Origin of the sequence: Halorussus salinus, assembly GCF_004765815.2 — an archaeon.
GTDB lineage: Archaea > Halobacteriota > Halobacteria > Halobacteriales > Haladaptataceae > Halorussus > Halorussus salinus.
In genome coordinates, this window is sequence record NZ_ML974127.1 from 1,117,488 (window position 1) to 1,143,248 (window position 25,761).

Below are 25,761 nucleotides of genomic sequence, written 5' to 3' on the forward strand. Positions count from 1 at the left end.
TATGGCAGCACTCCCCTTCGAACTGGCACCGGCCATCGCGGCCCTGCCGTTCGTATCGTTCCTGATCGCGTTGCTCGTCGGAGCGTTCGCTCCTCGACTGCTCCCCAAGGGCGGAGCGATTCCCGGCATCCTCGCGACCGCTGGCTCGCTCCTGCTGTCCGTGTGGGCGTTCGTGGCCGTCGGGGGCGCTTCCGACGGAATGTACCACGTCTCGACGACGTGGATCGCGGGCATGGGTGAGGCCGCGGTGGACCTCCACTTCGGCATCCTGCTCGACCCACTCTCGACGATGATGCTGATCATCGTCTCGCTGGTCGCGCTGTTGGTCCACATCTTCAGCCTCGGCTACATGAACGACGAGGGCGAGACGGGCCTGCCCCGGTACTACGCCGGACTCGGCCTGTTCACCGCGAGCATGCTCTCGTTCGTGTTCGCGAACAACCTGCTCATGGCGTTCATGTTCTTCGAGCTAGTGGGGCTGTGTTCGTGGCTCCTCATCGGCTTCTGGCAGACCGACGACGCGCCGCCGAGCGCCGCGAAGAAGGCGTTCCTCGTCACCCGCTTCGGTGACTACTTCTTCCTCGTCGGCGTCGTCGGCGTCTTCGCCACCTTCGGCACGTCGATGTTCGTCGGCACAGAGGCCGCCGAGTCGTTCCCCCATCTGGCCGAACTCGCGCTCGCCGGTGAGGGCGCGGCCGAGGTGACGACGTTCCTCGGTCTCGACCCGCAGGCGTGGTTCGCCGTCCTCGGACTCCTGATTCTGGGCGGCGTCGTCGGCAAGTCCGCGCAGTTCCCCCTGCACACGTGGCTGCCCGACGCCATGGAGGGTCCGACCCCCGTCTCCGCGCTGATTCACGCGGCGACGATGGTCGCGGCGGGCGTCTACCTCGTCGCGCGCATCTACGGATTCTACGCCCTGCTACCGCAGGTGCTTGCGCTCATCGCGTTCGTCGGCGGCTTCACGGCGCTGTTCGCCGCGACGATGGGCGTCGTCAAGAAGGAAATAAAGCAGGTGCTGGCGTACTCGACCATCTCCCAGTACGGCTACATGATGCTCGGACTGGGCGCTGGCGGCTACGTCGCCGCCTCCTTCCACCTGATGACCCACGCCTTCTTCAAGGCGCTGCTGTTCCTCGGTGCGGGGTCGGTCATCATCGCGATGCACCACAACGAGAACATGTGGGACATGGGCGGTCTGAAAGACCGGATGCCCGTGACCTACTACGCGTTCCTCTCGGGGTCGCTCGCGCTCGCGGGCATCGTCCCGTTCTCGGGCTTCTGGTCGAAAGACGAGATTCTCTACGAGGCGCTCGTCCACGGCCTCAACAGTCCGCTCCTGCTGGCGGCCTACGCGATGGGCCTGCTCGCGGTGTTCTTCACCGGGTTCTACACCTTCCGGATGGTCGCGCTGACCTTCCACGGTGAACCCCGGAGTGACACCGCGCGTGACCCCCACGGCGTGCGCTGGAACGTGAAAGGGCCGCTCGCGGTCCTCGGAACGCTCGCGGCCGTCGCGGGCGTCGCGAACCTGCTCCCGGTCCAGAAGGTACTGGGTGTGGAGGGCATCGACTTCCTCCACCAGTGGCTCGACGCCGGACCCGAAGCACTATCGGCGCACCACTACGGCGAACTGACCCACGACTTCGCCCACTACTCGGCCGGGTACGTCGGGTCGGAGGTCACGACGGTTCTCCTCGGTGCTGGCGTCTCGCTCGCACTCGCACTCGCGGGTGCCGGACTCGCGTGGAAGCTCTACGCGGTGCCGGACCCCGACGAGCACACCGACAAACTCGGTGGCGCGAAGACGGTGTTGTTCAACAACTACTACCAAGACGAGTATCAGGTCTGGCTGGCGACCGGTCTCACCCTGCCGCTGGCCCGCGCTGCGGACAAGTTCGACCAAGGCGTCATCGACGGCGTCGTTGACGGCGTCTCCAGCGTGAGCCTGACGGGTGGCGACCGCATCAAGCGAATCCAGACCGGCGTGGTCTCGAACTACGCCTTCCTGCTGACGGCGAGTTTCGTCGTCTTGCTCGTCGTTCTCGGACTCGTGGGAGGTTGGTTCTGAATGTGGATCGAAGCACTCATCGCGGTGACGCTGGCGAGTGCGTTCGCTGTGTTCCTCGCCCCGAACAAGTTGGCGGGCAAACTCGCGTTCGCGCTCAGCCTGCTCCCGCTCGGCGGGAGCCTCTGGATGTACAGCACGTACGAGGCCAGCGGCAACGCCCTCTTGGAGGGTAGCGAACTGGCCTTCGAGACGAACTTCGAGTGGGTCACCGCCGGACCCTACGCCCTGAACTGGCACGTCGGCCTCGACGGCATCAGCATGCCGCTGGTCGCGCTGACCACGGTACTCACGTCGCTGGCCCTGCTGGCGTCGTGGACGCCCATCGACGAGCGCCAGAGTCAGTTCTACGGCCTGATGCTGTTCCTCGAAGCCAGCCTGCTGGGCGTCTTCTCGGCGCTCGACTTCTTCCAGTGGTTCGTCTTCTGGGAGATGGTGCTGGTTCCGATGTACGTCCTCATCGGCGTCTGGGGCGGTCCGCGGCGCAAGTACGCGGCCATCAAGATGTTCGTCTACACGAACATCGCTTCCCTCGTGATGTTCATCGGGTTCATCGCGCTGGTGTTCGGCCTCGGCGACTCGGTGACGAGTCTCGACATGCCCGCCATCGCCCAAGCGCTCCGCGCGGGCGAACTCGGCGGTCTCGGCCCGCTCGAGGCGGGCACGCTGAAGGTGGCGGCGTTCGTCGCCATGTTCGCCGGATTCGCGGTGAAGGTCCCGGTCGTCCCGTTCCACACGTGGCTGCCGGACGCCCACGTCGAGGCCCCGACGCCGGTGTCGATTATGCTGGCGGGGGTCCTCCTGAAGATGGGTACCTACGCACTGCTCCGGTTCAACTTCACGATGCTCCCGGAGGTCGCACAGAACAACGCCCAGATAATCGCGGTGTTCGCGGTCGTCAGCGTCATCTACGGCGCGATGCTGGCGCTGGCCCAGTCCGACCTCAAGCGCATCGTGGCGTACTCCTCGGTCTCCTCGATGGGGTACGTCATACTGGGACTCGTGGCGTACACGCTCTACGGCATGGGCGGTGCGACCTTCCAGATGGTCGCCCACGGTCTCATCTCGGGGCTGATGTTCATGTCGGTCGGCGTCATCTACAACACGACCCACACCCGGATGGTGCAGGACATGTCCGGGCTGGCGAGCAAGATGCCGTTCACCGTCGCGGTGTTCGTCGCGGGCGCGTTCGGCTACATGGGCCTGCCGTTGATGGCTGGCTTCGCCGCGGAACTGTTCATCTTCCTCGGCTCGTTCGGCGCGTTCGCTGGCTCGGTGTGGTTCACGGCCGCCGCGATGTTCGGCATCGTCGTGGTCGCGGGCTACCTCCTGTTCGCCATGCAGCGCACGCTGTTCGGGACCTTCGAGGTCGAAACCGACTACGAGGTCGGTCCGGCCGCGTTCCACGACGTGGCCCCGCTCGTGGTCCTCATCCTGCTGGTCATCCTGCTGGGCGTGGACCCGAACATCTTCTACACGATGATTCAGGACGCAGTGGATCCGCTGGTTCCGGCGGTCGGAGGTGGTGCATAGATGGCGATTCAACTCCCGACGTGGATGGCGCTCGGTCCGTCGATTGTACTCGGACTGACCGCCCTCCTGCTGTTGATCTTCGACAGCATCACCCCCGACTCGACCGGTCGGGGCGTGCTGGCGGGAACCGCGACCCTCGGGTCGCTGGTCGCGGCCGGTCTCTCGGCGTGGTACCTGTTCGAGGGCACGGGGCAAGCCCCGATTACCCTCTACGGAGACGCGCTCGTCGTGGACACGATGAGCCTGTTCTTCGCGCTGGTGTTCGCCAGCGTGACCGCGCTGGTGTCGGTCGCTAGCTTCGACTACCTGCGCGACCACTCCTATCAGGCGGAGTACTACGCGCTGGTCACGCTCGCCGCGACGGGGATGACGCTGATGGCGTCCGCGAACAGCCTCGCGGTCGCGTTCGTCAGCCTCGAACTGTCCAGCCTGCCGTCGTTCGCGCTGGTCGCCATCCTCAAGAAGAACCGCGGGAGCGTCGAAGCGGGCCTGAAGTACTTCCTCATCGGGGCGCTGTCGTCGGCCATCCTCGCCTACGGCATCAGCCTCGTCTACGCGGTCACCGGCTCGCTGCTGCTACCCGACATCGCCAGTTCGGTCGGCGGAACCGACCTAACCGGCGTGCTGGGACTCGGCATCGTGATGCTGCTCGGCGGGTTCGCCTACAAGACCTCCGCGGTGCCGTTCCACTTCTGGGCACCCGAGGCTTACGAGGGCGCGCCAGCGCCCATCTCGGCGTTCCTCTCGTCGGCCTCGAAGGCCGCCGGGTTCGCCGTGGCGTTCCGCGTGTTCGTCGTCGCGTTCCCCATCCAGCAGTTGGTCACGGGGGCCGCGACGAGCGTGGACTGGGTCCTCGCGGCCCAGATTCTCGCCGTCGTGACGATGACGCTCGGTAACTTCGCGGCGGCCACGCAGGACACGGTCAAGCGGATGCTCGCGTACTCGTCGGTCGGGCACGCGGGCTATGTCCTCATCGGCCTCGCGGCGCTGTCGGGCGGGAACAACGAGTTCGTGCTGGCTGGCGGCATGAGCCACCTGCTCGTCTACGGGTTCATGAACACGGGCGCGTTCCTGTTCATCGCCCTGACCGAGTACTGGTCGGTCGGCCGGAAGTTCGAGGACTTCAACGGGCTGGCCTCGCAGGCACCGTTCGCCTGCACGGTCATGACCCTGTTCCTGTTCAACCTCGCTGGCCTGCCGGTCGGCGGCGGGTTCATGAGCAAGTACTTCCTGTTCGGTGCCGCGGTCGGTGCCGGATTCTGGTGGCTCGCCGCCGTGGGTGCCATCAACAGCGCGCTGTCGCTGTACTACTACTCGCGGGTCGTGAAGGCGATGTGGATAGAGGACTCCTCGGGCGATTTCGACATCGAGTCCAAGCCCGCGGGCCTCTACGCCGCGCTGGCCGCCGCCGCCATCGTGACCGTCCTGCTGTTGCCCGGATTCGGTCCGGTCTGGCAGTACGCGACCGACGCCGCCGCGGGCATCGTGGCCTGACAGAGACCTCGACTTTTCCCGTTTCGATTTTTCCGACGCCACTTCCCGAGCGCGAGGAGCGACCGTAGACGGTAGACTTTAGGCCGCGCAACGGAAACCCGCGGGTAGAATGGTTTCGCGGCTGGTGTTGGGGTGCGGAACCGTCGGTCAGACCCTCGTGGAGGCGATAGCCGACGGCGAACACAGCATGCTGGTCGTAGACGACGCGGAGAGTCGCATCGACGCGCTCCGCGAGGAGGGCGTCTCGGCCACCCTCGGCGACCCGACCGACCCCGAGACGGTGCGGGCGGGCGTCGAGGGTGCCGACGTGGTGGTCGTCGCCGACCGCGACGCCGAGGTCAACCGCGAGGCCGCCGAACTCGCGGCGGAGCTGTTCCCCGAGGCGTACGTCGTCGGCTACCTCGGCGAGGACTGCGACCCCGGCCAACGCGGGACGATAACCGCGCTTTCCGACCACGTCATCGACCCGACCGCGGCGCTGGTCGAGCAGGTGCTGGCGGTGGCGACCGGCGACCACGCGATTCGGACCGTCAACCTCCGGCGGGCGATTCGGCGGGTCGAGGGCACCTTGGCGGTGTTCATGCACGACAACCCCGACCCCGACGCCATCGCCAGCGCGGTCGCGCTCTGTCGCGTCGCCGAGGAGGTCGGCGTCGAGGCGGTCCCCTGCTACTTCGGCGACATCTCCCATCAGGAGAACCGCGCGTTCGTCAACCTGTTGGAGTTGGACCTCCGGAACTTCGATTCGAGCGAGGAGTTGGACTTGGACGAGTTCGGCGGCATCGCGCTGGTGGACCACTCCCGGCCGGGCGTCAACGACCAACTGCCCGAGGAGACCCCGGTGAACATCGTCGTGGACCACCACCCGCCGAAGGAACCGCCCGAGGCCGAGTTCGTGGACCTCCGGAGCGACGTGGGCGCGACCTCGACGCTACTGGCCGAACACATCCAGCGCCTCGGCATCGACCTCACCGAGGAGGTGGCGACGGGCCTCCTCTACGGCATCCGGGTGGACACCAAAGATTTCTCGCGGGAGGTCTCGACCGCCGACTTCGAGGCGGCGTCGTACCTGTTGCCCCACGCCGACGTGGGGATGCTCGAACGCGTCGAGAGTCCGTCGGTCAGCGCCGACACGTTCGAGACCATCGCGCGTGCCATCCGGAACCGGCGCATCGAGGGAACCGTGCTGGCGTCCTGCGTCGGGTCGCTGTCGGACCGCGACGCGCTCGCGCAGGCGGCCGACCACCTGCTCAACATGGAGTCCATCACGACGACGCTGGTCTACGGCTTCCGCGACGGCACGGTGTACGTCTCCGCGCGCGCTCGCGGGACCGACATCGACCTCGGCGGGACGCTCCGGTCGGCGTTCGGCCAGATCGGGAGCGCGGGCGGCCACGCCGACATGGCGGGTGCCCAGATTCCGCTGGGTCTCCTCGGCACCGTCGAAGAGGAGGAGGAAGCCTCGCTCACGAGCGTCGTCAGCGAAGTCATCACCTCGCGGTTCTTCGAGACGGTTCGCTCGACGCCGGAGAGCGATGGGGAGTACGCTCACGGCGGCGAGGCGAGTTTCGAGGCGACCGTCGTGGACCCCGAGGACTAACCGTCGAGCATCGTTGCTAAACCATCTCTTTCTATTTTTGGGCAACTTTTAGGATTTTTAGGAAGTATACAGGTAGGTTCTTCCGTGGTTGGCGCGCGCGGGCGCGGCACGAGGCCGCGCCCACCCGTGCGAGGGACGAGGACCGCAACGCAGTGAGGACCGCAGTCGGTTGGGGAGGACGTGGCCGTCGCGGCGCTGTGCGGTATGAGAGGCGTCGGCTTCAGTGCGGTTCGCTATCGCCGCGTAGTGGTCACGGTTCTGTGCGGTCACAACCACAGTGTCACCAGAGCTATTAGCCAACGTTCCCGGTTCCTATCCACCGAGACCCGAATCGCCCACCAAGTATTCCCGCGAACCGCCCCTCACGAGTACCATGAGCATCAAGCAGTCGATGCGCGACATCGACCGCGCCGTCCGGGACGCCATCGGGACCCGAGACGAGTACGAGGCCGACAAGGACGGGCGGTCTCCTCGGCAGGTCTACGAGCGGTCCATCGAGGAGGTCGGCGAGGTCGCGGGCAAGACCGAGGCTGAGCGGTTGGCGACGTGGGTGGAGACGACGATTCGGGACGAGGAGGCGCTTCCCTCGGCCGAACGCGTCCGGAAGGAGGGCGCGGACATCTGTCGCGACGTGGACGAGTCGGTGGCGGCGAACGACTGGCTGGACGCGTGAGAATCGGGTTCTCGGGACCGGTCGGTACGAACGATAGTTTTCGAGTCGGGGGAGCGACCGCCGGGAGGAGGGAGAACGACCCCTCGAAAGCCCCCGGTCGCTCATTACGAGTTGGATTGAAAGCGACTCCGAGTACCGAAGCAACCGCCGGAGAGAGGGAGCAGAACGCCTCGAAAGCCCCCGGTCGCTCGCGGTCGTTCTGCGGGATATTTCCGCGCCTCACCGCAACGCACCGCATCGGCGCGGAAATAGTGGCCCGCAGAAGCGACTGAACTGTACGCGAGCGACCGGCCCCTTTACCCCGCCCGCCGGTGGTTTGCGTCACCGAGCGTCTGCCGGTAGTTTGTCCAGTTGAGCGTCTGCCAGTAGTTTGCGTCACCGAGCGTCTGCCGGTAGTTCGTCCAGTCGAGCGCCCGCCGGTCGGGAGACTCACTGACACAGTCACCGTCGAACTCCCCGACCCGTGCCACCGTCGAAAATCGAGAGACAGAGAACCGAAATCCCTCGTTACTCGCCGCCGAGCGTCCTCAGTCCCCGCCGACCTTCCGCTGGATGTCCTCGACGACCTCCGGGTTCCGGAGCGTCGAGGTGTTGCCCAACTCCTCGTCGTTGGCGATGTCCTCCAGCAGGCGGCGCATGATTTTCCCGGAGCGGGTCTTCGGGAGTTCGGGCGTGAACACGACCGCCTCGGGCCGGGCGATGGGACCGATGGCGTCCTCGACGCCCTCCTCGATTCGCTGGCGCATCTCGTCGTCCTCGTCGTAGCCGTCCTCGGTGATGACGTAGGCGTAGACCGCCTCGCCTTTCACGTCGTGCTTGCCGCCGACAACGGCGGCCTCGGCGACGCCCTCGACGCCGACGATGGCCGACTCGATTTCCATCGTTCCGAGTCGGTGCCCGGAGACGTTGAGTACGTCGTCCACGCGCCCCAGCACGGTGATGTAGCCGTCCTCGTCTATCTTCGCGCCGTCTTCGGGGAAGTACACCCAGTCGTCCATGTCGTCGGATTGGGTGTCGGAGTACTCGGCCCAGTACTCCTGAATGTACCGCTCGTCGTTGTCGTAGAGGGTCCGGAGCATCCCCGGCCACGGCTTCTGGACCGTGAGGTAACCCGCTTCGCCAGCGTCCACCTCGTCGCCGTTGGCGTCCACGACCTGCGCGTCCACGCCCGGAAGCGGCGGTCCCGCGGAGCCGGGTTTCATCGTCTTGACGCCCGGTAGCGTCGTGACCATCATCCCGCCGGTCTCGGTCTGCCACCACGTGTCCACGATGGGGCACGACTCGTCGCCGACGTTGGTGTAGTACCACTTCCACGCCCGCGGGTTGATGGGTTCGCCGACCGTCCCGAGGAGCCGAAGGCTCGACAAGTCGTGTTCGTCGGGGTACTGACTTCCCCACTTCATGAACGCCCGAATCGCGGTCGGCGCGGTGTAGAGTTGGGTCGCCTCGTACTCCTCGATGATCTCCCAGAGGCGGTCGCGCTCGGGGTGGTCGGGCGTGCCCTCGTACATCATCGTCGTGGTCCCCAGCGCCAGCGGGCCGTAGACGATGTAGGAGTGGCCGGTAATCCAGCCGATATCGGCCGAGCAGAAGTATGTGTCGTCGGGTTTCACGTCCAGCACCGCTTGGGAGGTCCACGCGGTCCACGCCAGATACCCGCCCGTGGTGTGCTTGACGCCCTTCGGTTGGCCGGTCGTCCCCGAGGTGTACATCAGGAACAGCATGTCCTCGGCGTCACGGGAGACCGGTTCGACCTCCGCGCCCGACTGTTCGTCCACGAGGTCTTGATAGTAGTGTTCGTTCGACTCCAAGTCGTGGCCGTGGTCGTGTTCGCCGAGGCGGTCCACGACCACCACGTCCGACACCTCGTGGCCCACGTCGTCTAAGCCCTCGCGGGTCTTCTCGTAGTGGTCCAAGGCGTCGCCCCGCCGGAAGTAGCCGTTCGCCGTGACGAGGTACTCCGAATCCGCGCTCTCCATCCGGGTCGCCAGCGCCTCCGCCGAGAACCCGGCGAACACGACCGAGTGGGGCGCACCGATACGCGCGCAGGCCAGCATGGCGACGGGCAACTCCGGAATCATCGGCATGTACATCGTCACCACGTCGTCCTCGCCGACGCCCATCTCACGGAGCGCGGCCGCGAACTCGTTGACCTCGCGGTGGAGTTCTTCGTAGGTGTAAGTCCGGTTCTCCTCGTCGGTGGGTTCGCCGACCCACTCGATGGCCGCCTCGTCGCCGCGCTCGTCTAGGTGGCGGTCGAGGCAGTTCGCCGAGGCGTTCAGCTTCCCGCCCGTGAACCACTCGTAGAACGGCGGGTCCGAGTCGTCCAGTACGTCGTCGTACGATTCGTCCCAGTCCAACAGTTCGGCCGCCCGCTCCCAACACTCGGGCCACTCGTCCTCGAACTCGTCGTAGATGGAGTCGTCGGAGACGTTCGCCTGCGACACGAACTCCTCGGGCGGCTCGAACTCGTCTTGCTCCTCGAGCCGTGCTTCTAGTTCGGCGGTATCTTCGGGCATGGTTCGATTCGAATACTCATCGAGACGAGCAATAAATGTTGCCGCGAGTTAGCACGCCAGATTCGGTCGAAAGCGCGCCCGTCGGTCGCGTCGAGTTCGAAAACGCCGCGGTACGCTCCTCGTCGGCGACCTGTCTCCCCTCGAACACCGCTCGAAACGAGCGTTTCGACCGCTTAGTTCAGTACATCGACCTCGTCGGTCAGGTCCTCGGGACCGTCCACCGGTCCCCTGACGAACAGGCCGTGCGCGATGAGGAGCGCCGCCGTCAGGCCCGCGATGGTGACCGCGGTCGGGAGCGCGAGCGAGGTCAGGAGGCCGACTCCGGCCCCCGCCGCCATCGTGGCGAAGATGGCGACCAACACGAGGTCGTAGTACTGGACGGTGTACTCCATGCACCACGTATCGTCGTGCGCTCGGAAAAAATTTGGTAGCCGACCGGTCGCGTCGGCGAGTCGGTCCGCGTCGCTCTGGATTCAGTACTGGTTGACGAGGTCGATGAAGTAGTCCCAGTTCCAGTTGTCGCCGGGGTCGGTGTGGGTGCTGCCGGGGACTTGGTCGTGACCGATGATGCCGCCCGTCTCGTTGTCTCCCGCGTTGGTGGGCACGTAGGTGGCGCGCTGCTTCGGGATGCCGTACTGCTCGCAGAGGTAGGCGACGAGGTCGGCCGACTTCTGGAGCTGGGCGTCCTCGTAGGTGCCGCTGACGTAGCCGCCGTGTTCGATGCCGACGGAGGACTGGTTGTAGCTCCAGTCGCCCGCGTGCCAGCCGACGTTGACCTCCGAGAGGCTCTGATAGAGGTAGCCGTCCTCGGCGACGGTGAAGTGCGCGCTCACGTTGGCGTCGGGGTTCTCGAACCAGCTGACCGCACCGCTGGCCGACCCTTGGACAGTGTGAACGATGATCCAGTCGATCTCGGCCGCACCGCGGTTCGCACTCGTGTAGTTGCTGGGGTCGGCTGGCCGCCAGTCGACCGCTGGCATGTCTGCCGCCGCGGTTCCCGAGAGGGCACTAGCGCCAGCGAGACCGGCCGTACTTGCCGCACCGAGCTTCTTGAGGAAGTTTCTTCTCGAACTCATGTGCATGAAAACAATCGAGGGCATCCCTAATATATTTTTTCTAGTTACAGTTGCAATTTTTATCCAAATAGTTAGGAATGCAACTATACCGGTCTCGTTACGCCCTCTCGTCGTCGGTTCGCGTCAACGCTTCGTCCGTCCAGTCCGGTTCGCGGATGGTCACTTCGTCAGTGCCGACGAGACGGAACTCGCTCCGCAGGTAGGTGTCCGGTCCGCGTCCGCCCTTCGTGAGGTTCATCGAGATGCGACGGACGACTCCGTTCGGACCGACCAGCACCGACCCCGAAACGTTCGTTATCGAGTCTGCGAGGACGAACTTCGCGTCGCTGTCTATATCTGTCAGGCGATACTTGACGAACCGTCGTCCGTCGCGTCGCACTAGCCGGGGGTCCTCGTACTCTCCCGCCTGTAGACGTGACCGAACGTACGTCACCATCCCTATCTTCGGCTGGAACTCGTCTACGGAGTTCGGCGGGACGGTACTCACTTGATACGCCGTCTCGTCGGTGACGAACTTCTCGTAGAACTCGGTGCCGTCGAGATACGAGACGACAGTTCTGTTCCCGTCGTCGGAGGTCCGATTCTGATACTGATACTCCTCGTCCGTTTCGAGGCTTTTCTTGCGAACGGTTCTGCGGTAGTCGGTGCGCGTACCGTCTTCGAGTACCCGAGACTTCTCGAACTCGATTTCGTAGCTACTGTTCCGAACGGCGCTGGCGTAGGCCTCGGCGAGTGCCGTCGCGTTCCCGATACGCCGCCGGTTCGCACCCTCCGGAAGCGTCACGTCGTCCAGCGTCACCTCCGTCGTCGTCACCGCCGCGGTTTCGGTCGCTTCCTCGACCGGTCGCTCCGTGGAGGTGGTTCCTTCTTCGCCGGAGAACGGCGAGTTACACCCCGCCAAGAGTACTAGCACGACGAGTGCGACGGCGACGACCGTTTTTCGACTCATCGTGTTCCGGTGTCTCGCCAAACATATAAAATATCACGCATTCGCTGGCGGACCCTTCGCCGACCGTCGAGACGAGCGACTGGCCCGCGGAGTCGGGCGTCAAGCGACGTTGACGGTCTCCTGATAGCTCCCGTACTCGGCCTCGAACACCTGCATAATCTCGCCCATCGTCGCGTAGGCTTTCACCGCGTCCACGATGGCGGGCATCACGTTCTCGTCGCTCTGGATGGCGTCGTCGATTGCGTCGAGTGCGGCCTCGACTGCCTCGTCGTCGCGCTCCTCCTTGACCTCGGCGAGGCGGTCGAGTTGGCGGTCTTGGACCTCCTCGTCCACTTTGAGAATTTCGGGCTGGGTGTCCTCCTCGATTTCGTACTTGTTGACGCCGACGACGGTCTCGTCGCCCTCCTCGACGCGCTCTTGGTACTCGTAGGAGGCGTCCTGAATCTCGCGGTGGAAGTAGCCCTGCTCGATGCCCGCCAGCACGCCGTCGCGAACCGACCCGTCGCCCATCTCCTTTATCTCCTCGATGTACTCCATCGCCTTCTGTTCGGTCTCGTCGGTCAGGCTCTCGACGGCGAACGACCCGCCCAGCGGGTCCACGATGTCGGCCGCGCCCGACTCGTCGGCGATTATCTGTTGGGTCCGGAGCGCGACCCTGACCGCCTTCTCGGAGGGGAGCGCGAGCGCCTCGTCGAAGCTGTTGGTGTGGAGGCTCTGGGTCCCGCCCAGCACCCCCGCGAGCGCCTGAATCGTCACGCGGACGACGTTGTTCAGGGGCTGTTGAGCCGTGAGACTCTGGCCCGCGGTTTGGGTGTGGAACTTGAGTTGCTTGCTGGCCTCGTCCTCGGCACCGTACCACTCGTCCATCACGTTCGCGTAGATGCGCCGGGCCGCGCGGAACTTGGCGACCTCCTCGAAGATGGCGTTGTGGGAGTTGAAGAAGAAAGAGAGTTGGGGCGCGAACTCGTCCACGTCCATCCCGCGGTCCAGACAGTCCTCGACGTAGGCGAAGCCGTCCGCGAGGGTGAAGGCGAGTTCCTGAATCGCGGTCGAACCAGCCTCCCGGATGTGGTAGCCCGAGATGGAGACCGGCTTGATTTTGGGGGTCTCCTCGACCGCGAACTCGATGGTGTCGGTCACGATGTCCAGCGAGGGTTCCGGCGGGATGACCCACTCCTTCTGGGCGATGAACTCCTTGAGCATGTCGTTCTGGAGCGTGCCCCGAATCTCGTCGCGGGGGACGCCCTGCTGGTCGGCCAGCGCGATGTACATCGCGTAGATGACCGGCGCGGAGGGGTTGATGGTGAAGGAGGTCGAGACCTCCGCGAGGTCGATGCCGTCGAACAGAATCTCCATGTCCTTCAGCGTGTCCACGGCGACGCCCTCCTTGCCGACCTCGCCGTCCGAGAGCGGGTCGTCGCTGTCCTTGCCCATCAGCGAGGGCATGTCGAACGCGGTCGAAAGCCCGGTCTGGCCCTCGTCGATGAGGTAGTGGAACCGCTCGTTGGTCTCCTCGGCGGTACCGAAGCCGGCGAACTGGCGCATCGTCCACGTCCGACCCCGGTACATCGTCGGGTACGGGCCGCGCGTATAGGGCTCCTCGCCGGGGAAGCCGATCTCCTCGTCGTAGTCCACGTCGGCCACGTCGTCGGGGGTGTAGAGTCGGTCAACTTCGAGGTTCGATACGGTGGCGAATCGGTCCTTGCGCTCCCCGTAGGCGTCGAGTACGGGGTCTAAGGTCTCTTCCTCCCACTCGTCTTTCGCGTCGCGTATCTCCGCGAGGTCGTCCTCGTCGTACATAGTTGCAATAATTGCTCGAAGGATAATGAATCTGCGTACATCCGCGCCGGGTCCGGAGAGGAGTCCCGGTGTCTTCCGAGACCGAGAAAAAGACGAGGCAGTCAGTACTCGCCCAGCACGCCGCGCTTGCGGGCCTTCCGCTGGATGATGCGGAAGAGACCGTAGCCGACGCCCAGATAGACGACTGCCACGCCAGCCAGCAGCGCGAGGTCGGCCGTCGGGAGTTCCAGCAGGCTCTTCTGGTTGCTCATCGCTTCCCGGAGGAGGTAGCTCCCCAGCGAGAACGGCGCGAACTTGAACGCCGGGAACTGCTCTACGGGGGCCGCGATGAGGCCGATGAACGCGAACTGCATGAGTTGGAACGCGCTCTCGACGCGCTTGTAGAGGAGCGCCAGTCCGCCGAAGATGTAGCCGAGTCCGACCGCGGGCGCGAGCGTCAACACGAGAATCGGGAAAATCGTGAGAACGTCGAAACTCAGCGTGACGCCAGCGGACACGACCGTCATGGTCACGACCATCAACCCGAGGAGCGTCGAGGCGAGGAACAGGCTCACGCAGACGTTCACGACGGTCTTGACGCCGACGATACGGTCGAACCCGAGCGGCGACATGTAGAGCTGTTCGAGCGTGCCCCACTGGGCCTCGTTGTTGATGTTGCCCGCGATGGACGAGTAGGCGCTCATGATGAGCATCCAGAGGAAGTAGCCCACGATGATGCCCTCTATCGAGTTGGTGATGGCTGCCCCGGCGATCTGTCGGCCGCCGAAGAACATCACCGCGAACAGCAGGTACATGCTGACGATTTGGGCGACCGTGTTGAACAGGTAGCGCCGCATCAGGATGAGCGACTTGTAGAACGACGCCCGGCCGAACAGATAGAGGTGTCGGGCGCTCACGCTCGACCCTCCACCGTTCGAGGCTCGTCGGTCGGTTCGTCTCCGCGCTCGTTCTCGCTGTCTGCTCGCTCGTCTTCGCCGGTCACTTCGAGGAACACGTCTTCGAGGTCGGGTTGGACCACCGACACCGACCGCGGCGTCAGGTCGAACTCCGCTAAGGTTCGCATGAGGTCGTGGACGCGGTCCTTGTCGGTCAGCGAGACCTCACAGACCGTCCACTCGCCCCGTTCGCGCCAGTCGGCCACGTCGAACTCCCCTTCGAGCGACTGGCGGGCCGTCGTGGACATGTCCTCCTCGACGACGACCTCGTAGGCTTGGGTCTGGAACAGTTCCACCAAGTCGGGAACCGACTCGTCGGTGACGATGTCGCCGTCGTCGAGGATGATGACGCGGTCACAGAGGTCCTGCATCACGTCCATGTCGTGACTGCTCAGGACGACCGTCCGGTTCTCTTGGGTCACGAGGCGGTCGAGTTCCTGACGGAGGTCGTGGGAGGCCTCCACGTCGAGACCGAGCGTCGGTTCGTCCAGAAAGAGGACGGGCGTCTGGCGGACGAGCGCGCAGGCCAGCGCGGTCTTCTGTTTCATCCCCCGCGAGAGGTTCTTGACGACCTCGTCGGCCTTGTGGTCGATGTTCAGCAGTTCCATCAACTCGTCGTGTTCCTCGCGGTGGTCCTGCGGGTCGATGCCCTGCAACGACGAGAAAAAGGAGATGTTCTCCCGGACCGTCAGCCGCCAGTAGACGTTTCGCGCGCCTTCGAGGACGGCGCTGACCTTCTCGTACACGTTGTCGCCGTCGTGGACGTTCACGCCGTCGACTCGGATGTCGCCCTCGTCGGGGAGGACGACGCCGAGAATCGACTTGATGATGGAGGTCTTCCCGGCCCCGTTGGGACCGAGCAACCCGACGACCGACCCGCGTTCGACCTCGAAGGACACGTCGTCGACCGCCACGACGCTCCCGTCGCCGTAGGTCTTCCGCAGGTTCTCGACGGAGATGACCGGCTGTTTTTGTCGCGGTTCCGTTGACTGCATGATAGGGGAAAATCAACAGGGAAGTGTAAAATTTTCCATCTCGATTCCCCCTGATTTTTCGCAGAGTGGCGGTCTGGTCCGTAAGACGGTTTATTTTCTGCTGGCCGGACGGGGCAGACCCCCGAGAGAGGCACGGTAACGGCCTGCACACCGTCGAACCGAGTAGGCGGCTACTCGATGCGAGTGCGGACCGATCGAAAATCAGACGCGTTCGAGAGTTGGCGCACCCAGCGACCGGTCGCCTCGCGAATCTCCCGCGAACTACTGGAGTCGCTTGGTCGTCTCCACGAGGGGATGGCGGGCGTAATCTACCACTTTCACGTCCTCCAAGCCCTCCAGCCCCTCTTTCTGGGCGGTCTTCTGCATCCCGAGTTCGACCTCCTCGTCCACGAGGATGACGTAGGCGTCCATCGTGTCGATGTCTATCTTGTCGGCGGCCATCACGCGGTGGTGGCCGTCGGCCAGCAGGAACTCGCCCGACTCGCTGTCGGGCGCGCAGTCGATGACCACGAGCGGTTCGGCCAGACCGCGCTCCAGCTCGTAGGTCCGACCCTCCAACTCGTCGGCGTACACTTTCCCCTGCGTCGGCGTGAGTTCGTCCAACGGGACGTTTCGGCGGGTCTGCTCGACCTCGGTGTCGTGGATGGATTCGAGCGTGCGCATGAGTTTACCGACCTTCTCGGGGGTCGCGCGCTCTATCTGGGACCTGATGACATCCGTGTTCGAGATGATGCCCACGAGGTTGCCCGCGTCGTCCACGACCGGCAACTTCTGGATGCCCGACCGGAGGATGACGCGCGCCGCGTCGTTCACGTCCATGTCGGGGTGAGCGACGATGAGGTCTTGGCTCATTACCTTGAATATCGGCTCCTCGTCTCCGGCCAGCAGCAAGTCGCGGGCGCTGACGAACCCCTCGACGCGTCGGCCATCACAGACCGGGTAGCCGTTGTGTTCGTCGCTCTCGGCGATGCGCCGGGCGACCTCCTCGACGGTGGCGTCGGGCGAGACCGTCGCCACGTCGCGGGTCATGTAGTCTTTGACTTTCGGCTTCCCTTCGGTCGTCCCGCCGTCCGGTGCCGCCACGTCCATGTGTGCAACCCACGCGCCGGGCGGTGAAAAGGGTTCCCGGTTCGCAGGTGCGAGACGCAGGACCGTTCCAGTCGGTGCGCCGTCCACGTATTCTTACCCGGACCCCAACATATATCGTGAAAGTTCGTGAATTTTCTAGCATGCAGAAGCCGCTACTGGTGACCGACTTCCTCGACAGGGCGCGGAGACACTACGGCGACCAAGAGGCCGTCGTGGCGACGACGGGCGAACGCTACACCTACGACGAGTTCGGCGAGCGGGCCGACCGCCTCTCGGCGGCGCTCGCCGAGCGAGGCATCGAGAAGGGCGACCGCGTGGCCGTGCTGGACCCCAACACCCACTACCACCTCGAATCGGCCTACGGCATCATGCAGTTGGGCGCAGTCCACACGCCGCTGAACTATCGGCTCACGCCGGAGGACTACGAGTACATCCTGTCGGACGCGGGCGTGGACGCCATCGTCGCCGACTACGCCTACGCCGAGAAAATCGAGGAGGTCCGCGACGACGTTCCGACCGAGGTCTTCGTCTCTAACGACGCCGACCAGACCGAGGGCGACTGGGAGGAGTTCGAGGACCTCCTCGCGGACGCCGACCCCGAGTCGTACGAGCGCCCGGAGATGGCCGAAGACGAGGTCATCACCATCAACTACACGTCCGGGACGACGGGCGACCCGAAGGGCGTGATGCGGACCCACCGCACCGAGACCCTCCACGCCTACATCCTCTCGGTCCACCACGAACTCTACGACGACGACGTGTACCTCTGGACCCTGCCGATGTTCCACGTCAACGGCTGGGGACACATCTACGCGATTACGGGAATGGGTGCGAAACACGTCTGCACGCGCGGCGTGGACGCCGCCGAGGTGGTCGAGACCATTCGAAGCGAGGACGTGTCGTTCCTCTGTGGCGCGCCGACGGTCCTCAACATGCTCGCGGACTACTACGAGGAGAACGACCGACCCGACATGAGCGGCGACAACGACGTGCGGGTCACGACCGCGGGGTCGGCTCCTCCCGAAGCGACCATCCGGACCGTCGAGGACGAGTTCGGTTGGTACCTCAAGCATCTCTACGGCCTGACCGAGACAGGCCCGCTCGTGACGATTTCGGACGCGCGCCGCCTGCTGGACGAAGACGACGACAGCCGATTCAAGCTCAAGAAGCGACAGGGGATGGGCGTCCTCGGTACGGAGGTCGCGGTCGTGGACGACGACGGCGAGGAGGTCCCGCGCGACGACTCGACGCTCGGGGAAATCGTGGTCCGGGGCAATCAGGTGATGGACGGCTACTGGAACAAACCCGACGAGACAGAGCGAGCGTTCAACGCCAAGCGCGAGGGCTGGTTCCACACGGGCGACCTCGCGGTCGTGGACGACCACGGGATGGTCTCGATTCAGGACCGCAAGAAGGACATCATCGTCTCGGGCGGCGAGAACATCTCCAGCATCGAAATCGAGGACACGCTGTTCGACCACGACGACGTGGCAGAGGTCGCGGTCGTCCCGGCCCCGAGCGAGCAGTGGGGCGAGACGCCCAAAGCGTTCGTCGTCCCGGCCTCGGGCGACCCCGACGAACCGGGCGTGACCGAGCAGGAGATTCGGGAGTTCACCAAGGAACGCATGGCTTCCTACAAGGCGGTCCACCGCGTCGAGTTCGTCGCGGAACTACCACAAACTGCGACGGGGAAGATTCAGAAGTACGAACTCCGACAGCGCGAGTGGGACGACGAGGAGCGGATGGTCGGGGAGGGATAGTGACACAGCACTGCTTGGTCCGGCCTGCTACAGGTAGTCGGTTTGTGAACGATAGGTAGAGTTCTTCGTTTTCGAAAGCCCCCGCCCGCTCGCGGTCACTCGGCGGGATATCTGGCGCGCGCAGTTCTGTGCGCGACAGATAGTAGCCACGCTGAGGTGACTAAATCACACGCGAGCGGGCGACCCCTTCCAGTCCCACCCGACGATAGTCGGACGAGCGAGCGTCGGTAGTTCGTACCGCCGAGCGCGTCGGTCGGAGTCGGCAATCGAGCGTCGGAGCCGAAACGTGAAGGGCGAGCGCGGGGTAGGTCGAGAGAACCGTGAGCGACGACACCGACGCGCTCTGTTTCGACATGTACGGCACGCTCTGTGACACGAGTAGCGTCACCGCGGCGCTCGGCGAACATCTCGCCATCGCGGACGGGTTCGTCGCCGACGTGGACGCGCTCTGGCGGCGCACCCAGTTGCGCTACGCCCAGCAGGTCGCGCTGATGGACGAGTATCGGCCGTTTTCGGAAGTCACGGAGCGCGCGCTCGACTACGCGCTGGAGTTCTACGACCTGACTCCTCCCGAGGAGGCCCGCGAGGAGATCGTCGCAGCCTACGACGAGTTGGACCCCTACCCCGACGCCGCCGACGCGCTGGCCGAGTTGGGCGAGCGCCACACCGTGGTCGTCCTCTCGAACGGGAACCCCGAGATGCTAGAGGAGTTGGCGGCGAACGCCGGACTCGCCGCGCATCTGGACGACATCGTGAGCGCCCACGAGGTCCGGACGTTCAAGCCCGACCCCGCGGTGTATCGCAACGCCGCCGACCGACTCGGGAGGTCGTTGGGGGACTGTCGGCTGGTCTCCTCGAACCCGTGGGACGTGGCTGGCGCGGCCAGCGCCGGAATGGCGACCGCGTGGGTGAACCGAACGCGCGAACCGCCCGAGACCGTGGGCGGCGAGGCGGACTTGACCGTCGAGTCGCTGTCGGCGCTGACCGACCCGCTATAATTATTAGCTGATTGAACAATCTCGCGGAGCGAGAGAGCCAGCGCGTTCCCGAGAAATATTGTAGTGGTAACATACCCCAGTAGCCGGAAAATATCCCGCCTTCATCCCGCCAACGCTTCGCTACTCCGAGAGTAGAGAGATATTTTACAGTTCCACCCTCGGAATCTTCCCGTATGATTATTAATGATGTTACCGTCGCGTGATAGCATGGCACGGGGAGAAAAAACGGACGTGTCGCGACGAGACGTAGTCAAGATAGCCGGAGCGTCCGGTTTAGCGGGGTTGGCGGGAGTCGCGGGGAGCGCGAGCGCACAGGAGAACCCGCCCATCGGGAACTTCCCGATTCAGGGCAACCCGACGTTCGGGTTCACGGTTCCACAGTCGGGACCGTACTCGTCGGAGGGGCAAGACGAACTCCGGGCGTATCGGTTGGCGGTCGAACACCTCAACAACGGGGGCGGTTGGGTAGACAACTGGAGCGACCTCACGGGCAACGGCGTACTGGACCAACAGATAGAGTTCGTGTCGGGAGACACCGCGACCGACGCGGACACGGCGCGCCAGACCGCGCGACGGATGATTCAGCGCGACCAAGCCATCATGCTGTCGGGCGGGTCGTCTAGCGCGGTGGCGATAGCGATTCAGGAGTTGTGCCAGCGCGAGAAGGTCAACTACATGTGCTGTCTGACCCACTCGAACGACACCACGGGCAAGTCCTGCGTCCGGTACTCCTTCCGGGAGATGTTCAACGCGTACATGTCGGCCCAAGCGTTGGTGCCGCCGGTCACCGACGAGTACGGCGGGGACAACAACTTCTACCAGTTGTACGCCGACTACACGTGGGGCCAGACCGTTCAGTCGTCGATGAGTCGGTTCTTCGGCGAGGCCGGGTGGAACGAGATGCAGAGCGTCGCCACGCCGCTGGGGACGAAGGACTTCTCGTCGTACCTCTCGCAGGTGCCCCGAGACCAGACCGACGTGCTGTTTTTGGACCACTACGGACTCGACGGCGCGAACTCGCTGAGTCAGGCCAAGGAGATGGGACTCGACCAAGACATGGAGATCGTCGTCCCGCTGTACAACCGGCCGATGGCCCAAGCCGCGGGCGGAGCCATCGAAGGCGTGTTCGGCACCGTGGCGTGGGACTCCCAGATCGACAACGCACCGTCGAACCAGTTCACGCAGGCGTTCAACGAGAAGTACGCCCGCATCCCGTCGGGACCGGCGCAACTGGCCTACGCCCAGACGCTCCAGTACGCCGCGGCGGTCGAGCGCGCGGGCACCTTCTACCCGCCGGAGGTCATCCGGCAGTTGGAGGGGTACCAGTACGACAACATCGGCATGGGTCCCGAGACGATGCGGGCCTGCGACCATCAGGCACAGCGCGCGGTCCCGGTCGTGAAGGGACTGCCGGAGGGCGAACAACAGCAGGGCCAGTTCTTCGAGATAGTGAACCTCACCGAGCGGGACACGCTCGGCTACGGGTGCGATTCGGGACCGGCCGCCGAGTGCGACCTCGGCCCGTACGAGTAGGTCGAGCGTACGGTCGGTAGCTACCCCTTCGGGGGTTCAAACGAAGGAACCAACCTTTATGCTTGCGAGAGGATATCACACAGACATGGTGGGGAATCGAACTGCGACTACGACGAATCGGGAGGAGAGACCGTGAGCGTTCTCGCCGAAGTCCTGACGGTCCTGTTGAACGGGCTTCAGCAGGGTGCCATCTACGTACTGGTCGCCATCGGACTCTCGATAATCTTGGGGACGCTGAAGTTCGTCAACTTCGCGCACGGCGCGCTCTACCTGATAGGGACGTACGCCGGACTCCTGATAACGCTCGAAATCAACGTCACGGACGGGAAACTCGCCGACTGGGGGTACACGCCCATCGGTCTCGAATGGGGCTTTCTGCCAGCCCTGATAATCGTCCCGGTCGTCGTCTTCGGCGTCGGCCTGCTGATGGAGCGGTTCGTCGCGCGACCGTTCTACGACCGGCCGGACACCGACCAGATTCTGCTGACCTTCGGGTTGGCAATCGTGATTCAGGAGGTGTTCAAGATACTGTTCGGCGGCCAGAGCTACAACTTCGCGCGACCGGGGTGGGCCAGCGGACAGGTCGGCCTCCCGATAATCGGGACGTTCCCCGAGTGGCGACTCTACATCATCGCGATTACGGCGACGGTCGTCGTGTTGGTGTACGGACTCATCGAGTACACCGACTTCGGACTGGTCGTCCGCGCGGGGACCCGCGACGCCGAGATGGTCGAACTGTTGGGAATCAAGCTCTCGCGACCGTACCTGATGGTGTTCGGGGTCGGCGCGGCGCTGGCGGGAGTCGCTGGCGTCGTCGGCGGACCGCTGTACGCGGTCAACCCCAACATCGGAACCGAGATACTGGTCCCCTCGTTCCTCGTCGTGGTCATCGGCGGCGTCGGGTCCATCGCGGGCGCTGTCCTCGGCGGCATCCTCATCGGGGAGACGCTGGCTATCATGGTCGCAATCGCGCCACAGTGGTCGCAGGTCGGCATCTACGTGCTGGCCGCAATCGTTCTGCTCGCGCGGCCGCAGGGACTGCTCGGCTCCGAGGAGGTGGCCCCGTGAGCGACGAACCGACCGAAACCCCGGAGGCGGCCGACGAGACCGGGAGCGTCGTCGAGCGAACACAGCGCGAACTCCCCTCGTGGGAGCGCGTCCGCGAGAGCGAACTGTTCGTGGTCGGCGCGACGGCGCTCGCCGTCGCGGTCTTCCCGTGGCTGTTCGCGCGCGCGCCGGTCATCAGCGGCGTCCTCAACGGATATCAGGACTTGGCGACGCTCATCCTCATCTGGGGCATCTTCGCGATGGGGTTCAACCTCCTGCTGGGCTACACCGGCCTGCTGTCGTTCGGTCACGCCGCGTTCTGGGGCGGCGCGGCCTACGCCGCGGGCGTGTTCAGCGCGCAGGTGTCGTCCAGTCCGGTTCTCGTCATCCTCGCGGGCACGTCGTTCGCGGCGCTGTCGGCGTGGATTCTCGGATTTATTTCGCTTCGGCGCGGCGGCATCTACTTCGCCATCCTGACGCTGGCGTTCGGCCAGATGGCCTACTACATGGCGCTGTCGCCGCTGGCGTGGATTACCGGCGGCGAGAACGGGTTCACCGGCGTCCAACTGGGCAAGCTGTTCGGCGTGTTCCAGCTCCGGTACCCGGTGCCGATGCTGGACTGGCTGGTCGGGACGTGGAAGTACGTGCTGGTCGGCGGGGTCGCGGTGCTGTGCGTCGCGGCCGCCAACCGCATCCTCCACTCGCCGTACGGGATGGTGTTCCGCGCGATTCGGGAGAACGACCAGCGCGCGGAGTTCGTCGGGCTGAACGTCTGGCGCTACAAGCTGATGGCGTTCGTCATCTCGGGGGCGTTCGCGGGCGTCGCCGGGAGCCTCTACACCGTCTACAGCGCCTACGTCCCGCTGTCGTCGTTCTACTGGACGACCAGCGGCGAGGTCGTCATCATGGCCGTGCTGGGCGGGGTCGGGTCGCTGTTCGGTCCCATCCTCGGCGCGGGCATCTACCTCTACGTCGAGAACATCGTCAGCGGCATCCAGCAGTTGACTCTCCCGTTCACGGGACCGAACGAGTGGCTGACGCTGGTCGAGGAGCCGGTCGTTCTCCTCGACGGGTTCGGGGCCTACTGGCACCTCATCCTCGGCCTCGTCTTCGTCGCGGTCGTCGTTCTGTTCCCGCGGGGCATCTGGGGCCTGTTCCAAGACCTCGGGGGCGCGCTCCGGCGACTCGGCGGCAGTGCGGTGAAGCGACTTGGAGGTGGGCGATGACGGTGCGCTCGCTCGGTGAACTGGGAGGTGGTCGGTGATGGCGTTGCTGGAAACCGACGGTCTCACCAAGTCGTTCGGCGGACTGGTGGCGGTGGACGACGTGGACCTCGCCATCGAGGAGGGCGAGTCCATCTCGGTCATCGGGCCGAACGGCGCGGGCAAATCGACGCTCATCAACCTCGTCACGCGGATGCTCGACGCGACCGAGGGCGACATCACGTTCAAGGGCGACTCGATTCTGCACCACGAACCCCACGAGGTCGTCCAGAAGGGCGTGAGCCGGTCGTTCCAGACCGCCTCTATCTTCCCGGCGCTGTCGGTCGAGGAGAACGCCCAAATCGCCGCGTTGGCGGCCGAACACGGCTCGTTCCGGTTCAACTTCCTCCGACACCGCAACAACTACGGCGAGGTCGATAGGCTGGCCCGCCGGACCTTGGACGCGGTGGGTCTCCTCGGCCAGCGCGACGTGGTGGCCGAGGACCTGCCGTACGGCGACAAGCGCAGGCTAGAGTTGGGCATCGCGCTGGCGAGCGAACCCGACCTGTTGCTGATGGACGAACCGACCGCCGGGATGTCGCCCGAGGAGACCGCCGACACGGTGGAACTCATCGAGCAGGTCAAAGAGGAGTTGGACCTGACCATCCTGCTGGTCGAACACGACATGGAGGTCGTGTTCAACGTCTCGGACCGCATCGTGGTGCTGAATCGCGGGGCCGTAATCGCGGAGGGACCGCCCGAGGCGGTGCAGGGCGACCCCGACGTACAGGAGGCGTACCTCGGAGGTGTCGAGGCGTGACGGGGGGAGCGAGATGAGCCTGCTGGAACTCGATTCGGTGGACGCCTTTTACGGCGAGAGCCACATCCTCCGGGACGTGACGATGACCGTCGAGGAGGGCGAGGTCTGCTCGCTCCTCGGGCGCAACGGCGCGGGCAAGACCACGACGCTCCGGTCGATTTCCGGGGCGCGCCCGCCGGAGGTCCGCGACGGCCGGATTCGGTTCAAGGGCGAGGACATCACCGCGATGGACCCCGAGGACATCTCGGCGCGGGGCCTCTCGCTGGTGCCAGAAGAGCGCCGAGTCTTCCCGAATCTCACGGTGGCCGAGAACCTCCACCTCGCGGAGGTCTCGGAGAACGCCTCGAACACGGTCGGGCGGTCGCTCGGGCAGGTACAGGTCGAACACGTCGGGATGACGACCGACGAGGTGTACGACGAGTTCGAGCGGTTGCGCGAGCGCAAGTCCCAGAAGGCCGGGACGCTCTCGGGGGGCGAACAGCAGATGCTCGCCATCGCCCGCGCGCTCAAGCAGAACACCGACCTGCTGTTGCTGGACGAACCGTACGAGGGGCTGGCACCACAGATTATCGCCGACGTGGAGGACGCCATCGCCCGCATCAGCGAGTCGGGCACCACGATTCTGCTGGTCGAGCAGAACGCCGTCGCCGCGATGGACATCGCCGACCGGTGTTACGTCGTGGACCAAGGGAGCATCGTCTTCGAAGGAACCGCGGAAGCACTACGCGAGGATGACGAAACGAGAGACCGATACCTCGGCGTCTGACCCCGAGGAGCGCGCCGAATCGACCGGACGAACGAGCGGAGACGGCGGAACGGCCGCATCGACCGTGGAACCGAACGCGCTGTTCGACGCGCTGGTCGAGGAGAAGGTCCTCGCGGTCGGCGAGTCGGGCGGCGTCCGGACCACCGACGCGTTCGACGACACCCACGCAATCTACCACGACTCGTACGTCGGCGTGGACGAGACCGAGTTCCACGAGGCCGTGGCGGCGACCTTCGGTCTGCCGGACCGCGAGGCCGCGGCCGAACTGGTCGCCGAGCGCGGCGTCTCGCGCGACGAGTTCGTGGTGTATCTGGCGGTCCGGTCGCAGGTGTCGAGTGCGACTCCCGAGTCGGCGGACTCCGGGGCGGCCTCGAACGCGAGTACGGACCGCGAGTCCGGGGACTCGCGGTCTGCCTCGGAAGCGAACGGCGACGCCGCGAGCGCCGACCTCTCGGCCGAGAACCTCGCCGCGATGGCGGGGATGGTCCGGGAAGTCGTCCCCGACTCGCCGGTCCCCGACCGCCTCCCGGACGTGACCGACGACCCCGAGTCGTTCCTCGCGGCGCGGGACCGCGCCGTGGTCGCGGTCTGGAAACGCTTCTGTGACCCCTGCGAGGAGGTCAAGGACGAAATCGGGGGTCTCCTCGGCGCGGTGCCCGACGACGCACAAGTCGCGGGCATCGACGGCGAGGAGGCCGCCGACTTCTGCCGGACCCACGACGTGGAGTCCGCGCCGGGGTTCCTGCTGGCGGACGGCGACGAGCGCCGGACGGTCCACGCGAGCGACGCCGACGAAGTGGCCGAACGAATCCGAGCGCACTTCGGAGACTGATTCTCTGTTTTCACAACAACCTTTTTAATGTCTTCAAGTGGACGGAGATGTCTTTCTCGTCGGTAGCGATAGGTG

The 25,761-nt window shown here is 65.1% G+C and carries 22 protein-coding genes; 13 read left to right on the plus strand and 9 right to left on the minus strand.

What is annotated here, in order from left to right; translation table 11 throughout:
- Window position 1 precedes the first annotated feature (1 nt).
- From nuoL to EPL00_RS05750, 5 genes are all read left to right on the plus strand, one after another.
- A complete protein-coding gene (gene nuoL, locus EPL00_RS05730) occupies window positions 2-2,068 on the plus strand; it encodes an NADH-quinone oxidoreductase subunit L (protein WP_135851407.1) in 2,067 nt (688 codons plus the stop codon).
- Window positions 2,069-3,598 (plus strand): complex I subunit 4 family protein, encoded by a 1,530-nt coding sequence (locus tag EPL00_RS05735; protein ID WP_135851406.1) that lies wholly within the window; start codon window positions 2,069-2,071, stop codon window positions 3,596-3,598.
- Window positions 3,599-5,092 carry an NADH-quinone oxidoreductase subunit N gene (locus tag EPL00_RS05740; RefSeq protein ID WP_135851405.1) on the plus strand — a complete coding sequence of 498 codons (1,494 nt, stop codon included), beginning with the start codon at window positions 3,599-3,601 and terminating at the stop codon, window positions 5,090-5,092.
- Window positions 5,093-5,201: 109 nt separating this feature from the next.
- On the plus strand, window positions 5,202-6,692 hold the full coding sequence (locus EPL00_RS05745; RefSeq protein WP_135851404.1) for a DHH family phosphoesterase: 1,491 nt from the start codon (window positions 5,202-5,204) through the stop codon (window positions 6,690-6,692).
- Between the two features lie 373 nt (window positions 6,693-7,065).
- The gene (locus EPL00_RS05750; RefSeq protein ID WP_135851403.1) at window positions 7,066-7,365 is read left to right on the plus strand and encodes a hypothetical protein; all 300 of its coding nucleotides are present in this window, start codon (window positions 7,066-7,068) and stop codon (window positions 7,363-7,365) included.
- Between the two features lie 296 nt (window positions 7,366-7,661).
- On the opposite strand, the gene EPL00_RS05755 is transcribed toward EPL00_RS05750, so the two are convergent.
- The 9 genes from EPL00_RS05755 to EPL00_RS05795 all read right to left on the minus strand — a co-directional run bounded on the left by EPL00_RS05755 (window position 7,662) and on the right by EPL00_RS05795 (window position 16,728).
- Entirely contained in the window at window positions 7,662-7,835 is a 174-nt protein-coding gene (locus EPL00_RS05755) for a hypothetical protein (protein ID WP_162224156.1), read from the minus strand.
- Window positions 7,836-7,892: 57 nt separating this feature from the next.
- Window positions 7,893-9,884 carry an acetate--CoA ligase gene (gene acs / locus EPL00_RS05760; protein ID WP_135851402.1) on the minus strand — a complete coding sequence of 664 codons (1,992 nt, stop codon included), beginning with the start codon at window positions 9,882-9,884 and terminating at the stop codon, window positions 7,893-7,895.
- A 173-nt stretch (window positions 9,885-10,057) separates the two neighbouring features.
- Complete coding sequence (locus EPL00_RS05765) at window positions 10,058-10,276, minus strand: hypothetical protein (protein ID WP_135851401.1); 219 nt, start codon at window positions 10,274-10,276, stop codon at window positions 10,058-10,060.
- 81 nt (window positions 10,277-10,357) lie between these two features.
- A complete protein-coding gene (locus EPL00_RS05770) occupies window positions 10,358-10,960 on the minus strand; it encodes an N-acetylmuramoyl-L-alanine amidase (protein WP_135851400.1) in 603 nt (200 codons plus the stop codon).
- 97 nt (window positions 10,961-11,057) lie between these two features.
- Window positions 11,058-11,909 carry a DUF7537 family lipoprotein gene (locus tag EPL00_RS05775; RefSeq protein WP_135851399.1) on the minus strand — a complete coding sequence of 284 codons (852 nt, stop codon included), beginning with the start codon at window positions 11,907-11,909 and terminating at the stop codon, window positions 11,058-11,060.
- A 99-nt stretch (window positions 11,910-12,008) separates the two neighbouring features.
- Window positions 12,009-13,709 carry an acyl-CoA mutase large subunit family protein gene (locus EPL00_RS05780; RefSeq protein ID WP_135851398.1) on the minus strand — a complete coding sequence of 567 codons (1,701 nt, stop codon included), beginning with the start codon at window positions 13,707-13,709 and terminating at the stop codon, window positions 12,009-12,011.
- A gap of 101 nt (window positions 13,710-13,810) precedes the next feature.
- A complete protein-coding gene (locus EPL00_RS05785) occupies window positions 13,811-14,605 on the minus strand; it encodes an ABC transporter permease (protein WP_238398128.1) in 795 nt (264 codons plus the stop codon).
- Entirely contained in the window at window positions 14,602-15,639 is a 1,038-nt protein-coding gene (locus EPL00_RS05790) for an ABC transporter ATP-binding protein (RefSeq protein WP_135851397.1), read from the minus strand. The genes EPL00_RS05785 and EPL00_RS05790 overlap by 4 nt, the downstream gene beginning before the upstream one ends.
- A gap of 261 nt (window positions 15,640-15,900) precedes the next feature.
- Window positions 15,901-16,728 (minus strand): CBS pair associated ParBc domain-containing protein, encoded by an 828-nt coding sequence (locus EPL00_RS05795; RefSeq protein ID WP_135851396.1) that lies wholly within the window; start codon window positions 16,726-16,728, stop codon window positions 15,901-15,903.
- A gap of 140 nt (window positions 16,729-16,868) precedes the next feature.
- Between EPL00_RS05795 and EPL00_RS05800 the strand changes: the two genes are divergently transcribed.
- The 8 genes from EPL00_RS05800 to EPL00_RS05835 all read left to right on the plus strand — a co-directional run bounded on the left by EPL00_RS05800 (window position 16,869) and on the right by EPL00_RS05835 (window position 25,686).
- A complete protein-coding gene (locus EPL00_RS05800; protein ID WP_135851395.1) occupies window positions 16,869-18,488 on the plus strand; it encodes a long-chain-fatty-acid--CoA ligase in 1,620 nt (539 codons plus the stop codon).
- Between the two features lie 320 nt (window positions 18,489-18,808).
- The gene (locus EPL00_RS05805) at window positions 18,809-19,486 is read left to right on the plus strand and encodes a haloacid dehalogenase type II (protein WP_135851394.1); all 678 of its coding nucleotides are present in this window, start codon (window positions 18,809-18,811) and stop codon (window positions 19,484-19,486) included.
- A gap of 207 nt (window positions 19,487-19,693) precedes the next feature.
- Window positions 19,694-21,019: a substrate-binding protein gene (locus tag EPL00_RS05810; protein WP_135851393.1), complete on the plus strand. Its 1,326-nt coding sequence runs from the start codon at window positions 19,694-19,696 to the stop codon at window positions 21,017-21,019.
- A 132-nt stretch (window positions 21,020-21,151) separates the two neighbouring features.
- A complete protein-coding gene (locus EPL00_RS05815; protein ID WP_135851392.1) occupies window positions 21,152-22,087 on the plus strand; it encodes a branched-chain amino acid ABC transporter permease in 936 nt (311 codons plus the stop codon).
- On the plus strand, window positions 22,084-23,292 hold the full coding sequence (locus EPL00_RS05820) for a branched-chain amino acid ABC transporter permease (RefSeq protein WP_135851391.1): 1,209 nt from the start codon (window positions 22,084-22,086) through the stop codon (window positions 23,290-23,292). The genes EPL00_RS05815 and EPL00_RS05820 overlap by 4 nt, the downstream gene beginning before the upstream one ends.
- Window positions 23,293-23,329: 37 nt before the next feature.
- Window positions 23,330-24,088 carry an ABC transporter ATP-binding protein gene (locus EPL00_RS05825; RefSeq protein ID WP_135851390.1) on the plus strand — a complete coding sequence of 253 codons (759 nt, stop codon included), beginning with the start codon at window positions 23,330-23,332 and terminating at the stop codon, window positions 24,086-24,088.
- Between the two features lie 13 nt (window positions 24,089-24,101).
- Window positions 24,102-24,854, plus strand: coding sequence for an ABC transporter ATP-binding protein (locus EPL00_RS05830; RefSeq protein ID WP_135852453.1), 753 nt, complete (start codon window positions 24,102-24,104; stop codon window positions 24,852-24,854).
- Window positions 24,820-25,686, plus strand: a complete 867-nt coding sequence (locus EPL00_RS05835) for a thioredoxin family protein (protein ID WP_135851389.1) — start codon at window positions 24,820-24,822, stop codon at window positions 25,684-25,686. The genes EPL00_RS05830 and EPL00_RS05835 overlap by 35 nt, the downstream gene beginning before the upstream one ends.
- The last annotated feature ends 75 nt before the right edge of the window (window positions 25,687-25,761 follow it).

Excerpts from the sequence above, each read along its gene's own strand:
- nuoL (WP_135851407.1), top strand. The coding sequence starts at position 2 with ATGGCAGCACTCCCCTTCGAACTGGCACCGGCCATCGCGGCCCTGCCG.
- EPL00_RS05735 (WP_135851406.1), top strand. The coding sequence starts at position 2,069 with ATGTGGATCGAAGCACTCATCGCGGTGACGCTGGCGAGTGCGTTCGCT.
- EPL00_RS05740 (WP_135851405.1), top strand. The coding sequence starts at position 3,599 with ATGGCGATTCAACTCCCGACGTGGATGGCGCTCGGTCCGTCGATTGTA.
- EPL00_RS05745 (WP_135851404.1), top strand. The coding sequence starts at position 5,202 with ATGGTTTCGCGGCTGGTGTTGGGGTGCGGAACCGTCGGTCAGACCCTC.
- EPL00_RS05750 (WP_135851403.1), top strand. The coding sequence starts at position 7,066 with ATGAGCATCAAGCAGTCGATGCGCGACATCGACCGCGCCGTCCGGGAC.
- acs (WP_135851402.1), bottom strand. The coding sequence starts at position 9,884 with ATGCCCGAAGATACCGCCGAACTAGAAGCACGGCTCGAGGAGCAAGAC.
- EPL00_RS05765 (WP_135851401.1), bottom strand. The coding sequence starts at position 10,276 with ATGGAGTACACCGTCCAGTACTACGACCTCGTGTTGGTCGCCATCTTC.
- EPL00_RS05770 (WP_135851400.1), bottom strand. The coding sequence starts at position 10,960 with ATGAGTTCGAGAAGAAACTTCCTCAAGAAGCTCGGTGCGGCAAGTACG.
- EPL00_RS05775 (WP_135851399.1), bottom strand. The coding sequence starts at position 11,909 with ATGAGTCGAAAAACGGTCGTCGCCGTCGCACTCGTCGTGCTAGTACTC.
- EPL00_RS05780 (WP_135851398.1), bottom strand. The coding sequence starts at position 13,709 with ATGTACGACGAGGACGACCTCGCGGAGATACGCGACGCGAAAGACGAG.
- EPL00_RS05790 (WP_135851397.1), bottom strand. The coding sequence starts at position 15,639 with ATGCAGTCAACGGAACCGCGACAAAAACAGCCGGTCATCTCCGTCGAG.
- EPL00_RS05795 (WP_135851396.1), bottom strand. The coding sequence starts at position 16,728 with ATGGACGTGGCGGCACCGGACGGCGGGACGACCGAAGGGAAGCCGAAA.
- EPL00_RS05800 (WP_135851395.1), top strand. The coding sequence starts at position 16,869 with ATGCAGAAGCCGCTACTGGTGACCGACTTCCTCGACAGGGCGCGGAGA.
- EPL00_RS05810 (WP_135851393.1), top strand. The coding sequence starts at position 19,694 with ATGGCACGGGGAGAAAAAACGGACGTGTCGCGACGAGACGTAGTCAAG.
- EPL00_RS05825 (WP_135851390.1), top strand. The coding sequence starts at position 23,330 with ATGGCGTTGCTGGAAACCGACGGTCTCACCAAGTCGTTCGGCGGACTG.
- EPL00_RS05830 (WP_135852453.1), top strand. The coding sequence starts at position 24,102 with ATGAGCCTGCTGGAACTCGATTCGGTGGACGCCTTTTACGGCGAGAGC.
- EPL00_RS05835 (WP_135851389.1), top strand. The coding sequence starts at position 24,820 with ATGACGAAACGAGAGACCGATACCTCGGCGTCTGACCCCGAGGAGCGC.